Origin of the sequence: Rhodanobacter aciditrophus (genome assembly GCF_042679525.1) — a bacterium.
Taxonomy (GTDB): domain Bacteria; phylum Pseudomonadota; class Gammaproteobacteria; order Pseudomonadales; family Marinomonadaceae; genus Marinomonas; species Marinomonas aciditrophus.
Genome location: NZ_JBHTMN010000009.1, coordinates 93899 through 109227, shown reverse-complemented (window position 1 = coordinate 109227; position 15329 = coordinate 93899). Strand labels below are relative to the sequence as shown.

General features: G+C 49.8%; 14 protein-coding genes. 3 read left to right on the top strand and 11 right to left on the bottom strand.

Features of this window, described 5'->3' with window-relative positions; genetic code table 11:
- The first annotated feature begins 79 nt into the window (after nt 1-79).
- Nucleotides 80-1003 carry a histone deacetylase family protein gene (locus ACFQ45_RS08460; protein WP_377366638.1) on the top strand — a complete coding sequence of 308 codons (924 nt, stop codon included), beginning with the start codon at nt 80-82 and terminating at the stop codon, nt 1001-1003.
- A 63-nt stretch (nt 1004-1066) separates the two neighbouring features.
- On the opposite strand, the gene ACFQ45_RS08455 is transcribed toward ACFQ45_RS08460, so the two are convergent.
- The 10 genes from ACFQ45_RS08455 to ACFQ45_RS08410 all read right to left on the bottom strand — a co-directional run bounded on the left by ACFQ45_RS08455 (nt 1067) and on the right by ACFQ45_RS08410 (nt 13742).
- Nucleotides 1067-3199, bottom strand: coding sequence for a TRAP transporter permease (locus ACFQ45_RS08455; RefSeq protein ID WP_377366636.1), 2133 nt, complete (start codon nt 3197-3199; stop codon nt 1067-1069).
- 121 nt (nt 3200-3320) lie between these two features.
- On the bottom strand, nt 3321-4352 hold the full coding sequence (locus ACFQ45_RS08450; RefSeq protein WP_377366634.1) for a TAXI family TRAP transporter solute-binding subunit: 1032 nt from the start codon (nt 4350-4352) through the stop codon (nt 3321-3323).
- Between the two features lie 333 nt (nt 4353-4685).
- Nucleotides 4686-6053 carry a sigma-54-dependent transcriptional regulator gene (locus ACFQ45_RS08445; protein ID WP_377366632.1) on the bottom strand — a complete coding sequence of 456 codons (1368 nt, stop codon included), beginning with the start codon at nt 6051-6053 and terminating at the stop codon, nt 4686-4688.
- A gap of 15 nt (nt 6054-6068) precedes the next feature.
- Entirely contained in the window at nt 6069-8150 is a 2082-nt protein-coding gene (locus ACFQ45_RS08440; protein ID WP_377366631.1) for a sensor histidine kinase, read from the bottom strand.
- Between the two features lie 122 nt (nt 8151-8272).
- Nucleotides 8273-9394, bottom strand: coding sequence for a sulfate/molybdate ABC transporter ATP-binding protein (locus ACFQ45_RS08435; protein WP_377366629.1), 1122 nt, complete (start codon nt 9392-9394; stop codon nt 8273-8275).
- 11 nt (nt 9395-9405) lie between these two features.
- A complete protein-coding gene (gene cysW, locus ACFQ45_RS08430) occupies nt 9406-10263 on the bottom strand; it encodes a sulfate ABC transporter permease subunit CysW (RefSeq protein ID WP_377366627.1) in 858 nt (285 codons plus the stop codon).
- Nucleotides 10264-10278: 15 nt separating this feature from the next.
- The gene (gene cysT, locus ACFQ45_RS08425; protein ID WP_377366625.1) at nt 10279-11136 is read right to left on the bottom strand and encodes a sulfate/thiosulfate ABC transporter permease CysT; all 858 of its coding nucleotides are present in this window, start codon (nt 11134-11136) and stop codon (nt 10279-10281) included.
- Between the two features lie 131 nt (nt 11137-11267).
- Nucleotides 11268-12281, bottom strand: a complete 1014-nt coding sequence (cysP, locus tag ACFQ45_RS08420; RefSeq protein WP_377366623.1) for a thiosulfate ABC transporter substrate-binding protein CysP — start codon at nt 12279-12281, stop codon at nt 11268-11270.
- Between the two features lie 169 nt (nt 12282-12450).
- Nucleotides 12451-12762 carry a cupin domain-containing protein gene (locus tag ACFQ45_RS08415; protein WP_377366621.1) on the bottom strand — a complete coding sequence of 104 codons (312 nt, stop codon included), beginning with the start codon at nt 12760-12762 and terminating at the stop codon, nt 12451-12453.
- Nucleotides 12763-12839: 77 nt separating this feature from the next.
- Nucleotides 12840-13742, bottom strand: coding sequence for a hypothetical protein (locus tag ACFQ45_RS08410; protein ID WP_377366619.1), 903 nt, complete (start codon nt 13740-13742; stop codon nt 12840-12842).
- 110 nt (nt 13743-13852) lie between these two features.
- On the opposite strand from ACFQ45_RS08410, the gene soxR reads away from it, so the two are divergent.
- Nucleotides 13853-14323 (top strand): redox-sensitive transcriptional activator SoxR, encoded by a 471-nt coding sequence (gene soxR / locus ACFQ45_RS08405; protein ID WP_377366617.1) that lies wholly within the window; start codon nt 13853-13855, stop codon nt 14321-14323.
- On the opposite strand, the gene ACFQ45_RS08400 is transcribed toward soxR, so the two are convergent.
- Complete coding sequence (locus tag ACFQ45_RS08400) at nt 14313-14735, bottom strand: SRPBCC domain-containing protein (protein WP_377366615.1); 423 nt, start codon at nt 14733-14735, stop codon at nt 14313-14315. The two genes, soxR and ACFQ45_RS08400, sit on opposite strands and share 11 nt — an antisense overlap.
- A gap of 180 nt (nt 14736-14915) precedes the next feature.
- On the opposite strand from ACFQ45_RS08400, the gene ACFQ45_RS08395 reads away from it, so the two are divergent.
- Entirely contained in the window at nt 14916-15299 is a 384-nt protein-coding gene (locus tag ACFQ45_RS08395; protein WP_377366613.1) for a septal ring lytic transglycosylase RlpA family protein, read from the top strand.
- Nucleotides 15300-15329 lie beyond the last annotated feature (30 nt).

The following is a 15329-nucleotide window of genomic DNA, read 5'->3' as shown; positions in this document are numbered from 1 at the left end:
GCCTTGTATCAATCGACATTGAATAACAATAACAGACACCCTTGATCTGGGTGAACAGTTTAGACAATCGGACCTGCTAATGACCACTGCCTATGTGACGCATCCCTTGTGCGAAGCGCATCAACTGGGAGCCGACCACCCAGAATCACCAGAACGTTTAGAAGCGATTCAGAACCGACTCATCGCAGGGCAACTGATGGACTTCCTACGCTGGCGTGAAGCCCAAGAGGTGACCTTAGAGCAACTCAATGACACCCACGATCCTGATTATGTGGCGTCTATTTTTGCTAAGGCGCCAGCAGAGGGCCATGTGGAATTGGATCAAGAAACATTAATGATGCCAAATACCCTAGATGCTGCTCTGCGGGCCTCTGGTGCCGTGGTACAAGCGGTCGATATGGTCATGTCTGGGGAAGTGGAAAATGCCTTCTGTTCGGTACGTCCCCCGGGTCACCATGCGGAGTACGACCGTGCCATGGGCTTTTGTTTGTTTAACAACATTGCTGTGGGGGCGCGACATGCCCTCAATCAATATGGGGTGCAGCGCATCGCCATCATTGATTTTGATGTACACCATGGCAATGGTACCGAAAACATCTTTCAAGCCAGTCCCAATGTGCTGTACGCCTCCAGTTATCAATACCCATTGTTTCCCTACCCAGACCCCGGCGCATCCCATGACAATATTGTTCACATGCCATTAGAAAAGGGCTCCAAAGGGGAAGATTTTCGTCGTGCCTACGAGGCAGAGTTATTCGAAAAACTTGAAGCCTTTGCGCCAGAATTGATTATGATTTCAGCTGGGTTTGATGGGTTAGCAGAGGACCCCATGGGGCAGTTGCGCCTGCGGGAAAGTGACATTGTTTGGCTAACGGAAAAGCTCATGGATGTGGCGGCTCGCCATAGCCAAGGTCGTATTATTTCTGTGTTGGAAGGTGGTTATAACGCTGATGCCTTAGGTCGGGCTGTGTTTAGCCATTTAAAGGTACTGACCCAGTTGTAATGGTTGTCGTGAAGCGAACATAAAAAAGGGAGCTAATCAGCTCCCTTTTTTTGTGTGGCCTTTTTAGGCGATTGCTTGGCGGCGTTTGCGGCTGAGAATAAACAGACCAATAAACAACACCAAACCAGCACTGTCGATGAGAATATTGTGATGTGGCCAAAGCATAAGCAAGGCCGCAACACCGGACAGTAAGCGCATCAAGATATTCAGTGGGCCTTCTAAATACCCTTCCATAAAGCCCACAAAGGCATAGATGCCAAACAAGGCGAATACGAAGATACGTAACACGTCTTGGGCTTCGCCACCGATGAAGTTGGTGTAGGCTAATAGCAGTGGCACTATGTACAAACCTTTTGCGATTTTCCAAGCAGTAAAGCCCGTTGCCATCGGCGGGGTTTTCGCAATCGCTGCGGCGGCAAAGGCCGTCAAACAGACCGGAGGCGTTACGTTAGAGTCTTGAGATAACCAGAAAATGATCATATGTGCTGACAGCAGTGCTGCGCTCAAGACCGTTGGGTCTACCGCTTGTTCAAGTAATTGACCACGGAAATCCGGTGGTACTTGAGCAATCAAGGCGGTGGCATCGGCTTGGCTCATGGGCATGGACAGCAGCGCGTATTTTTCTGGGTCAATCAACATAAAGATGACCTTGGCTTCTTCAGGCAAATTGCCCGCCACCACAAGGCTGATCAAATGGGACTCGGCAATCAGGTTGTACAGAGCAGGGGCAGACAGGGTTGCCAAGACGATGTAAGCCGCCGTTACAGGAAGCCCCATACCTAAGATCAAAGACGCTAACGCTACTAAGGCCAACATGATCAATAGGCTGCCATTGGACCACTCGGATACCATCAAGGAGAAGGTGTTACCTATGCCTGTCATGGCTACCACGTTGACCACAAGTCCGACCGCGATGAGCAAAATGGCGGTGGTGGCCATATTACGGGAGCCCTGTGCTAAGGCGTCTAGGATGTCTCTTGGTTTCATTGGATTCTTCGACAACCAAGAAGACACAATTACTGCCAGGATGGAAATGCCCGCCGCGTAAGTTGGGGTGAAGCCATAGATGAGTAAGGCAACCAATACCGCTAAGGGTAATAGGAAGTGCCAGCCTTCTTTAAACACTTCACCGAAGCTGCGGCTCTCAAGCTCCACTGCATGGGCGTGGGAGCGCATGGCTTCGACCCGCACATAAAAGCCGACTGACATAAAGTAGAGCAGTGCAGGCAAGGTTGAAACAGCAATGATCTCAACGTATGGGATCTGGGTGTAAGAGGCCATGATGAAGGCACCGGCCCCCATAACAGGCGGCATCAATTGCCCACCGGTAGAAGCGGCCGCTTCTACCCCAGCAGAGAAACGTGCTGGAAAGCCTGCTTTACGCATCATAGGAATGGTGATCACCCCAGTGGATACCGTGTTGGCAACGGATGAACCCGACACTGAGCCCATCAACCCAGAGCCTAATACCGCAACGAACCCCGGACCGCCTACAAAACGGCCCGCAGCACAACGTGACAATTCAATGATGAAATCACCAGCACCAGATTTAACCAAGAAAGCACCGAACAAGATAAACATGAACACGTAAGTCCATGAGATACGGGCAATGGAGCCAAACATCCCCTCTGAAGAGAAGTAAGAACGGAACATAACCGTCTCAAGGCTCAGGCCAGCAAAACCAAAGATGCCATCGATATAAGGCCCCCACCAAAATACATAGGTAAGTGCCACCAAAATCATAGTGGGGATAAACCAGCCCGTGGTACGTCGAGTGAGCTCTAGGGCAATGGCAATGGCGATGAAAGAGACCACCCAATCGCTGGTGATAAAGGTCACACCTCGATCATAAAGAGCGTCTTCAAACAACATCAGGTAGATGGTGGTGCCAATGGCGAGTAAGCCAATACAGATATCAAAGGCCAATACCCACCGTTGACCAGACTGACTGGCAACCTTAAATCCTGGCACCATTAACGCACAAATTAAGGCAAAGCCGCTGAAGTGAATGGCTGACACCCAAAGCTCTGACATGGTACCAATGGTATTGAAATAAATATGCGCAAGGGCGAACAGTACTCCAGCCCAGTAAATAAAGCGTCCTGTGGTGGAGGTCTCTTCCCGTTGGGCAAGTTCCAAGCCTTTGAGCTTGTCTTCCATTTCTTGATCGTGGGTGCCCTGAGTCGTCTCAGACATAATCAACAACCTGTCATAAGTGTTAAGACTCACAGATGTGAGTGAATCAATTGCCAATTGGCAGGGAATGAGAGGGGCCAGAAGCCCCTCTTAACGCAAGTTCCGTTTAATGCTGGCTAGCTTACTCAGTAATAAGGTGAGCAGGGATAGTCAGACCGGCTTCACGGTAGTAACGGGCAGCACCTGGGTGAAGTGGTACTGGTAAACCAGCGATGGCTTTTTCAATCGACATGGCTTTGGTTGCTTTGTGAATGCCGTTTAGGAACGGTAGGTTTTCGTAGATGGTTTTAGTGAGTTGGTACACGTCCTCTTCAGACATGTCGTCACGTACGGCTAGGAAGTTAGGCTGTGCGATGGTGTTGATCGCCTTCGTTTGGCCTGGGTAAGTATTGGCAGGGATCTCAAAGCGTGTCCACAACTGGTAGTTGCCATTGGCTTGAGCGATTTGCTCGTCAGAGAAATCCAATACTGTGATGTCGTTACCTAGGGCTGCGTAGGCACGAGTAATGGCGCTAGTTGGGACACCAGAAGGAATGTTCATGCCGTCGATGGTGCCGTTTTGAAGAGCATCAGCAGACGCCGCATACCCCATGTAAGCCATGTCTAGGTCATCGACCGCTATGTCCATGTTGTTCAGTAGGGTTAGACCAGAGCCTTCTGTCCCTGAGTTTTTCGTACCGATAGAGAATTTTTCGCTGGCAAGGTTGTTCATATCCGTGATGGTGCCAGATTTAACGTAGTCGGATTTCACAACGAACTGCTCAACGTTTTGCCACAACATGGTGATGGAGCGCAGGTTCTTTTGTGGACCTTCGTTGGCCATGCGGCCTTCCCCTTCCCATGCCCAAGCGCCGTAAAGACCTTGAAGGATTGAAAGCTGAGCTTCGTCCTCACGCATCAGTTTGATGTTTTCGCCAGAGCCTGCTGAGTTGATGGCAGAGATGGACATGCCGATGGTTGGTTCAAGTTTTACTTTGGTGAGAGTGGCTAGGGCGACACCCACTGGGTAAAACGTACCACCTGTAGAAGCCGTCGCAAGTACGTAGGAGCGCTTGGCGTCAGCTGCCTGAGCTAGGCCGACAGTGCCTGCTGCAGTACCCATGATTAAAGTGGCGCTCATAGCTTTGATTAGCGTGCGTTTACTCATTTTCATTGTGTGGTTTCCTATCTGTCTTTGTTGTTATTCAGAGGAGTCTGAAAGAGCGTCCTCGCTCTCACATATGAGAGTATAGGCAAAGCCAATGCCAATGTTGGATAAATCATATAACCATTTGATTAAATTGGATTTATTTATTATTTAAGCGGAAAGTTTATTATCCTTATGAGCAAAATCTTGCTTATTGCGTGAAATTCGATAAGCAAAAATTGGCTCATTTGTTACTGGCTGGCGGATGGGGAGGGTGTTAAAGCAAGTTTTAATGGGGTAATTCCCCTGAATTTGGAGCAATCGGCGTGATTTTGCCGATTGCTCAGAGGAACAACGCCATTAGACATAGTCGGAGCGGTTTAGGCCGAACTTAGTCATTTTTTGGTTAAGAGTTCGACGAGGCAGATCTAGCTCATCCATCACCGCTTTGATGTTGCCTTGGTGTCTTTGTAACGCGCGCTTGATCACTTCTTCTTCAAAAGCCGCTACTTGGATCGCCAAGGGCAGGGGTTTGTGTTCGATGTCTTCATTGGGTTGTACGCTGGGCTGGCCATTAATCAAATCCGCAAGGCTTGCACGGGTGTCCAGGGCGAAGCGAATGGCAATGTTTTTAAGCTCCCGAACGTTCCCGGGCCATTGATGGCTGCGGAGGATGCGCTCATCTTGGCTACTCAACTGGCGGCTGGTGCGATCCCGCTCACTGGCCGCTTGATTCACATAATGTATAAACAATAGAGGCACATCTTCTGGACGCTCCCGAAGAGGTGGCAGAAACAGTTGGGACACGTTTAAACGATAATACAAATCCTGACGGAAATTCTCGTCTTCCCGCAGGTCTGCTTTGGACGCCGCGATGACTCGAATATTTACAGGAATGGTCTGATTGGAGCCGAGGCGCTCTATTTGACCTTCCTGCAAGGCCCGCAGTATTTTGATTTGCAAATGGGGAGGCGTGCTTTCGATCTCGTCCAAAAACAGGGTGCCTCCGTCCGCATGCTCAAAGCGTCCGATGCGACGTTTTGCTGCGCCAGTAAAGGCCCCAGCTTCGTGGCCAAATAGCTCGCTTTCGATTAGGTGTTCCGGAATAGCACCGCAGTTTATGGGGACAAAGCGTTTGTGTTTGCGATGGCTAAATTCGTGCAAGCACTGGGCGACCAGCTCTTTACCGCTGCCTGTTTCCCCGTAAATGATGACATTGGTATCCATCTCAGCGCAGGCCAGTAATTCCCGCTTGAGGCGCTGAATAGCGGGGGAGATGCCGATGAGCTTGCCATCTAGACCTGAGCGGGTGGCGATGTCATTTTGCAGTCTTAGATTTTCGATCATTAGGCTACGCTTTTCGCAGGCCCGCAATAGGGTTTCTACTAAGCGCTCTGGGACAAAGGGTTTCTCGATGAAGTCATAGGCTCCGTCGCGCATGGCTTGGATCGCCATGTCGATGTCTCCGTGGCCTGTGATCAAGATTACCGGAAGGTCACGGATGCGTTCGTGGGCCACCTGCATCAGCTCTAATCCACTCATGCCGGGCATCTTTACATCGGTTAATAAGATGCCTCGGAATTCTTCACTCAGGTGTGTCAGGGCTTCTTCAGCGGAGCTGGCGCTGATGACTTCTAAACCTGCCATTTGTAGCCATTTTGCTGTGGCTTGCCGGATCATGGCTTCGTCATCAACTAACAGAACAGTGCCTCGTGAATGTGTTTGCATAGTGACTCTTTTTATCTAATCAATAGTGTTGGCGCTAGATAATACTAGGGTAAAACGTGCGCCCCCCATAGGGCTCTTATCCACCCGAATGGTGCCCTTTAAATCACGAATGATGGCCGCAACAATGGCCAATCCGAGCCCTAAGCCACTGCCAATGGACTTGGTGGTAAAGAAGGGCTCGAACAATTGTTCTTGGTGGTCGGGGGCGATGCCTGGACCATTGTCTTCTACAGTGAGTATGAGCTGATTCACCGTTGCTTGAGACGCCATACGGATACATTTTTCTGGCGTCGCTTCTAACGCATCGCAGGCATTGCTGACTAAGTTGACTAGGACTTGCTCTACTCGGGCATTATCACCGAGTACACTGTGCTCGGGATTGATTCCTTGGATATCTAGGGTCACCGCTTCTTGCTCTAGGCGCTGGCGTAGCAGCATTTGAGTTTGACTAATGGCCGTGCTGAGAGACACGGGGTGCACGTGTTCGGGTTTTTTGTAGGCAAAGGTTTTCAGCTGGGACGTGATAACCGCCATGCGTTCAGTAAGGTCGTCCAGTAAGGTCAGGTTTTCCTTCACCATGTCTGGCTCGTTAAGCAGTTGGCGACTGATAGCGATATAGGTACGCATGGCTGTGAGGGGCTGATTTAACTCATGGACTACGGCGGTAGACATACGCCCTAGGGCGGCCATTTTGCTGGTTTGCACCAGTTCCTGCTGGGCGTTTTCGAGAGCTTGGGTACGCTCTTGAACCTTTTGCTCAAGGGATTCATTGGCTGTTAGCAAGGCTTGTTCGAGCTGTTTTCGGCGGCTGATATCAACGACTGTTGCAAGGTATTCGTATTCAGGCAAATGATGAATCACCCGTAAAGAAATCAGGGCAGGGAAGGTTTGATCAGGCTGGCGTACCCCTCGAGCTTCTGCTCCCACCACAGGGATAAAGTGTTCTTGGCCAAATTGACTCAATGCTCGCCCAAGGGCAGAGGATGAGGGGACATCCGTTAATAACTCGCCAATGGGTTGGCCGATGGCCTGTTCTGGGGAAAGGTTAAACTGCTGGGCGGCTTTGGGGTTAATAAAACGAATGTGGCCGGTTTTGTTCAAAGTGACCAGACCCACTTCCGCGTTACTGATGATATAGCGCTGTTGCTCGGCACTGCGGGCTAAGGCGGTGCGGGTTTCCTGTTGTGAGATCTTCTTGAGCTGGCGCTCTCTAAGGTAAAGCATTAACACTCCAAGGATCCAAAGAACCGCTACGGTAATGGTCGCCAGCATGTTGCTATAACGCTCGTTGGAACGGGCAGACACTAGGGTGGTAAAGGTCCAGCCCAGATCATCAAGGCGTACGCTTTGGGTGATAAAATGCTGTCGCTCAATGGTCCAGAGACTGGCGTTAATACCGTTTGATAGGGGAATGCTGGATTGGTCGGCAATGTTGGGTTTAAGTTGGCGCAGCCACTCCGGTTGTGAGGCGATAAAAATCACATCGGAGTCATCGCTGATGGCAAACCATTCGTCAGGCGGAGAATCCGGCAGCAGTTGCTCTAGGTCGATACGAACGATGGCGGCACCCACAAACTGGGTTTGCTTGTAGATGGGAGCCGATAGGTAATAAAACGCTTGGGAGTGCGGTGGATTCTCATAAAAGCGGCCTTCTTCGCCCCGTTCTGCCAGCTGAAAGAGTGGTAACTGGGCGAAGTTACTGGGAGACAAGGATTGCTGATCCCGCCAATCACTGTAGGCAACCGTGCGGCCTGTTTGGCTGACGATGAACAGACCAGAGGCCCCGGCCACCAGGTTGGTTTGTTCCAAATATCGGGATACCTTGTCTGCCAGCTCGGTGGTTTCTAGACCACTGGCTTGGTCCACCAGTTGAATCACATCTTCGTTCTGGGTCAGCAAAAAAGGCAAGTAATGGAATGCATTCAGGGCACCACGGACTCGATGAATAGACGCTAGCAGACGGTCAGACACCTCGTCATGGAGTGCTTGATAGCCCAAGTCTTTGGACAGCTTGCCGACGCCAATGGCGATAAAGATGGAAAGAACGCACCAAGCGATACCGATCCAGGCGATGCGTTTACTGGTTGTTAGCGCCATAAATTCTCAGATTGACTACAGGGACACGGTGACATGCTGTCCAAGCATACAACAGAAAGGCGCGAAAGGAAGACTGTCCTAAGTGTCACTCGTCAAAGAGAGTCACACTTAGGAACTGGGTTCTAGGCGTGAAGGCCCTGTTGCACGGGTGTCCATTGAAGTGATTCAGGGGCTTGGTCGACGCCGTCGCGGAAGAAGTAACCTGCCTGAGGTTCCGCGTAAACAATGTCGCCTCGCTTAACAGGATGGCGATGGTAATCCCCATGGCTTAGATCCGCTTCCCAGATCTGCTCCGATTGCCATTCGTAAGGCGCGAGCTCTACCCGCACTTCCGCACCGATAGGGTTCACTGCGATAACCTTTAAGGGCAACGCGGCCTGTTGGGTGGGCTCACTGCGTAAGGCCAACTCGTGGGAGCGAACGTACAATTGGCCTGAGCCAAGTGCTTGTTCTTTGTTTGGGGCTTGTACCCAAGCTTGGTCGTTGTACCAACGGCCTTGCTCAAATTGACCCTCAAACACGTTCACATTGCCTAGGAAATCAAACACAAAGCGACTGTTTGGCTGAGCGTATAGGGCCGCTGGTTCATCTACCTGCTCGATACGACCATTACTCATCACGACCACACGGTCAGATAGCTCTAAGGCTTCTTCTTGGTCATGGGTAACGAACACGCTAGTGAACCCTAACTCATCATGTAGACCGCGTAACCAGCGGCGCAGCTCCTTACGAACCTTGGCATCTAGGGCACCAAAAGGTTCATCCAATAGCAAAACATCCGGCTTAGTCGCGAGGGCGCGGGCTAAGGCGATACGTTGCTTTTGTCCCCCAGACAGTTGTGCGGGGAAGCGATTGGCAAGATGCTCAAGTTGTACCATTTCTAACAAATGGCGCACACGGCGTTGGATCTCAGCTTTGTCAGGACGATGCTTGCTGTCCATTACTTCAAGACCAAAGGCTACGTTGTCAGCCACCGTCATATGGCGAAACAAAGCATAGTTCTGGAATACAAAGCCCACATGGCGGTCACGTACATGTATGTTGGTCACGTCACGTTCGCCAAATTTAATGTTGCCGGAATCCGCTCCCTCTAAGCCTGCAATAATGCGCAGTAGGGTGGTTTTCCCCGAACCTGAAGGGCCTAGCAAACCGATCATTTCGCCTTCGTCGATGTTAAGAGACATAGGCGACAAAGCTTGGAACTTACCGAATGTTTTTGAGATGTTATCTAAGCGAATACTCATACTGTCACCTATTAGTGTTTCGACTCTGCTTCTTGGGCGCGCTCTTGGCGCCATTCAACGAAGGCTTTAAAAATCAGGGTAATCAAGGCAATTAACGCCAGTAATGATGCGCTGGCAAATGCGGCGGTGGCCTGGTAATCCTCGTACAATAACTGCACATGTAGAGGCAAGGTGTTGGTTTCGCCACGGATGTTACCTGATACCACGGAGACCGCACCGAACTCACCCACCGCTCGGGCATTGGTTAAGATCACACCATAGAGCAAGGCCCATTTAATGTTGGGTAAGGTCACACGGCGGAATAATTGCCAACCGGATGCCCCCAAAATCACGGCGGCTTCTTCGTCTTCTCGGCCCTGTTGTTGCATCAAGGGAATCAGTTCCCGTGCCACAAATGGACAGGTGACGAATACGGTCACCATGACAATGCCCGGCCAAGCGAACATCAGCTGCAAGTCATTTTCAAACAACCATTCACCGATCCAGCCATTGCTGCCATACAGCAACAAGTACAGAAGACCCGCGACCACCGGAGATACCGCAAACGGAATGTCCATTAAGGTCATCAGCAGTTTACGACCGGGGAACTCAAAGCGTGTCACCGCCCAAGCCAGTAAAACCCCAAACACAAGGTTAATGGGCACGGTGAGTAATGCCACGAATAGGGTTAAGCCAATGGCATGTAGAGTGTCTGGCTCTGCAAGGCTTTGCCAGTACACGGCTAAACCATCAATAAAGGCCTTTTGGAAAATACTCACTAACGGCACGACCAACAGTAACAGGGTCAGCACTAGAGTAATGCCAATCAGGGTGTATTTTACGGCTGGGCTATCGCCAATTCGCTGTTGATGTCTCTGTTTCGATGACATGATGCTGACTCCTTCCTAACGTCCGTGTAAGCGCTTCAGGTAGCGCGCTTGCCAAATATTGATTGCGAACAGCAATACTAAGGACGCGATCAACACCACAGAAGCAATCGCACTGGCCGCAGGGAAGTCAAACTCCTGCAAACTGACAAAGATCATGAGTGACGTGATCTCACTGATGTAAGGCATGTTGCCCGCGATAAAAATCACCGCGCCAAATTCGCCCAGACTGCGGGTAAAAGACAAGGCCACCCCTGTGACTAACGCAGGCCAAAGGGAAGGCATGATCACACGCCGAAACACGGCCCAATCTGAGGCTCCTAAGGTAATACCTGCTTCTTCTTCCTCTGGGGACAGCTCCTCAAGAATCGGCTGCACCGTACGCACCACAAAAGGAATGCTGGTGAAGGACATGGCGACTATGATACCCAGAGGCGTATAGGCCACTTTAATGCCCCATTGCTCTAAGAACTCGCCGTACCAGCCATTTTGTGCATAAAGCGTTGCCAAGGTAATACCCGCCACGGCTGTGGGCAGTGCAAAGGGAAGATCTACCAAGGCATCTAAAATACGTTTCCCTGGGAATTCGTAACGCACTAACACCCAAGCCAACAATAAGCCAAATACTCCGTTGAAAACGGAGGCAATGACCGCCGCCCAAATGGTTACTTTGTAACTTGCCACCACTCGCTCGTCGGTAATGACGCGCCAGTATTCAGACCACCCCATGTCGGCGGTTTGCATGATCAAGCCTGTCATTGGCAACAAGAGAATCAAGCTGATGAAAAACAGCGAGCTGCCGAGGCTGAGACCGAGGCCAGGCAAGACTCGCTTATGGCGAGGTTTAGCGCTGGCGACGCTTAATGATGTGGACATGCTGGTTCGCTCCTTGGCGAATGATGTGCGAATGACTCATATTAGTTTAGAGACGCGAAAGCCGGGTACTTGGCGCCCGGCTAATCAATGCTCTTACATAGCTTGAGTGCTTTGGCACTCTTACTCACTGCTTAGCGGCGTTGTAGCTGGTCTAGCTGCTTGCCGTTAGCAAAGATATCAGACATCGCTTGTGGCCAACCGCCAGCGATCTCTTCAACCGTTAGTAGTTTTACTTCAGGGAAGCGATCCGCAACTTCAGCTTTGACTGTTTCGTTGTGAACACGGTAGTTAAAGCCAGCCAGTAGGCGTTGCGATTCTTCACTGTATAGGTAGTTCAAATATTCAGTAGAGACGTCCAGTGTACCGTTTTTCTTAGCGTTACGCTCAACCACTGCCACTGGGAACTCCGCTAGGATAGACGTTTTCGGTACGACAACTTCGTACTGGTCTGCGCCATACTGGTTACGGATGTTGTTTACTTCTGATTCAAAAGTGATGAGTACATCACCGATGCCGCGCTCTACGAAAGTCGTGGTTGCACCACGGCCGCCGGTATCAAATACAGACACGTTGCCAAGGAAGGTTTTCAAAAAGGCATTTTGCTTGTCTGTTGCGTCTTTACCAAACTGATCTTGGGCGTAACCCAAAGCAGCAAGGTAAGTATAGCGGCCATTACCAGAGGTTTTTGGGTTAGGGAAAACCAGACCCACGTCTTCTTTGGCTAGATCGCCCCAGTCATGGATGTTTTTAGGGTTGCCTTTACGCACTAGGAACGCCGTAGTGGAGTAGTAAGGCGAGCTGTTGTTTGGCAACAGGCTTTTCCAGTTTTTAGGCACAAGTGCACCACGGTCTGCCAGGATTTGTACGTCAGTGACTTGGTTAAATGTCACCACGTCAGCAGGTAGGCCTTGCAGGATAGAGCGGGCTTGTTTAGATGATCCCGCGTGGGATTGTTTGATCTCGATGGTGTTGCCGGTCTTTTCTTCCCAGTGTTTTTGGAACACAGGGTTGTAAGAGGCAAACAGCTCACGAGCGATATCGTAAGACGTATTCAAGATGGTCTGATCAGCGGCGCTTGCATTCACGGCAGAGCCAAGAAGCAACGCGCCAGCAACGGACTTAATAACGTTTAATTTAGCTTTCATGGGAATCCTTTAAACACATTAAATGTAAATGGTTTTCAATTTACAGATAGCTTATTTAAAAGATTTAGTTATTACAAGAATGAAAAATGCAAGATTTTGGAATATGGGGAGACACAATTCATCTTAGCTTATAACTAAAAATGTCATTAAATTGCTGGATTCCCTGACGTTAAACGCTACCTTCCGTTTCGATCACGAGAATGCGGGCTTCCCCAACAGGATGAGCCACATGCTCTGTGCCAATGGAGGCATAAAAAATGTCGCCGACGGTCATAGTTTGTACCTTGGCTTCCCCGTGTTCCTTGAAGTGCATATCCACAACACCGTCTAATAACACAAAGACTTCTTCACCATCATTGATGTGCCATTTATAGGGCTGATCCGTCCAATGTAGACGCGTGGTGATGCCATTCATATTGGCAATGTCCATTGCCCCCCATGCTCTGTCTGCAGTGAAGGATTTACTCTGTATGAACTTCATGACCTATCCCTTTGGGCGTAGTGAGAGGAGTCAACGAAATTACCTGAGAAGCCTTTAAAAGAAAAGCAGGCGAGGGGTTAGCACTCGCCTGTAAAGCAGGTTTTGGTGTCTCTTTGGCTCATGGCTGTCTGCACCGCCATGGCCGCGCAGATAACAATCAAAGCCGCCCAAGTAGTGGGTTGGATGGCGTGGTAATGATGAATGGCACTGAAGAAAACGCCAATACACAACATTGAATAAAATCCGGTGATGGAAGGTGGTGAGCTTTTTGAGCGGCGCAGTAGTAAGGCTCCAATAAAGTAGAGAACTGTGGCGATCATTAACGCATCGTTGAGGAGCACTAAAATACTGGGAAGCGCGGTATCCACCAATAAGTCAGGGCGTATCAATAGGCTAATAAAGAACAACTGAGCCAGCACAATGGCAAGAACGTTACGGGCAATGATGAGCGGATGCTCTTGCTTGATGAATTCTAGAATCAGCAAGATCAGCATAAATGAGACCGCAGTGGTCAGCGCCCCACAGACGAATACAAGCCCGTTTAAGTGATTGGAGCCTATGAATTCTGGGTAAAACAAAGCCACTAGCACAAACATTGCGAGTGCAATGCTGAGGTAGTTTTCTAACTTAATGGGTACATTGCGTAGCAAAATAGGGGCTAGCATTCCGAGATAGAGGGGCATGGCACCTAACATGGATGCAGAGACCGCTTGGTCCATAGGCAGGTGTCCAAAAGAAAGGAGCATTGCAGGAATAGCGGCTTGTAATCCGCCAATTACAAAAAACTTACCCCAGTGGGTATTGCTGCGGGTGCTCAACCCCATCCCATAACTCATGATAGTCAGTGTGAGGACAACACAAAACAGGGCTCCTGCTTCCAGCCAAAGTGATGGCACCTTTGGTGATAGCCATCCTGCGCTCAGGTGTTGAACGATCCATAAGCAGCCAATACCGAGTACCAAATACAAATCTCGTCGCATGCTGAAGGGTTTCCTCATGAGGTTTCTAGGACTTGTGCATTCATCGAAGGGCGAGTATAAAAGTTGAAGTTAACTTTAAGTCAAGAAAGAAATTCAGGATTCTCTTTATCATGTCGGAATGCTTAGAAAGCAAACAACTAACCATTGGTGAGTTGGCCTTGAGAAGTGGTGTGGCACAGTCCGCATTGCGCTTTTACGAAAAAAGGGGATTGATTCGAGCCAGTCGTACCTTTGGTAACCAGCGGCGTTTTCATTCATCTATGTTACGTCGGATTGCTTTAATCCAAGTGGCGCAAATGGTGGGTTTTACCTTGGACGAGGTGGCAGAAGAGCTGGCCGACTTGCCCATGGAGCGCACCGCAACCAAGAAAGATTGGGATAAGGTGGCAACCAAGTGGCAAGTGCATTTGCAGCAGAAACTTGAGCGTATTGAACGCCTGAAGAACAATTTATCAGGTTGCGTCGGTTGTGGCTGCTTAAGCCTAAAAGCCTGCCGACTGCTGAACCCAGATGATGTGTGTTCCGAAGCGGGTCAAGGCCCCCAACGGGTTCTTCAATGTCCCTCTCAGATCACTGGGTGATGTGGGGGACGGATTCGACGTTGTTTTTAAAGTTGTCTAAGATGGCCTGCCAGCCCGCTTTTTGCTCTGCTTCCGAGTACTGAGTTTCTGCATCAAAGGTCTCAGAGATATGAACCCCTTGGTCATCTTCTTTGAAATGAATGCTTACATGACGACCATCTTCTATGGTGTATTCAATGGTGTGGAGCAGCTTTAAACGGGTGAATTGCCCAACAAAATCAAAGCCCATTGCTCCGTCCCGTGACTCCATACGGTACTTAAAATAGCCACCTTCGTGGAGATCAATTTCAGCTTGTGGGCAGCACCAATCTTTAGATGCTGCATTCCATTGTTTAATGAAGGCTGGGTTGGTCCAAGCTTCCCAGACGGTTTCAACGTTAGCGTTTATAGTCGTTTCCACAGTAATTTGCATATTAGGGCTCCCTCCAAAACTGTATGCGAGATTATTTATAGACGAGCTCTTCAATGGTGTCGAGTTGATTGGGTTAGGTTTATGTTGCGATCCTGTAAAGCTTTTTTAAAAGCGCTTTAAACGCTAGAGTTTTAGGACGCTAAATACATAGAATCATTGGCTTTTATGCAGGAGTTGCTCATGTTTGCTCGGTTTGTTGGTCTGTCTGGTGTGTTACTGATGTTGTCAGCTTGCTCCAGTGGGCCCATTAGTCATCAGGATGCCGTGGGCTTTTCTGAAGAAGGGGGCGCCAGTTATTACGCAGACAAATACCACGGGCGTACCACGGCCAGTGGCGAGCGCTTTAACCAAAACGCCATGACGGCTGCCCACAAACGCCTGCCATTTGGCACCCGAGTCAAGGTAACCAACCTAGACAATGGCAAAAGCATTGTCGTACGAATCAATGATCGAGGCCCGTTTGTCCGAGGGCGCGTGATAGACCTCAGCAAAGCCGCATTTCAGCGCATCGCCAACACCCGGGTAGGAGTTGTAGAAGTGCGAGTGGACGTGTTGGGTCGTTAGCCCTTTCAATGACCCGCTAAATCAAAAAAA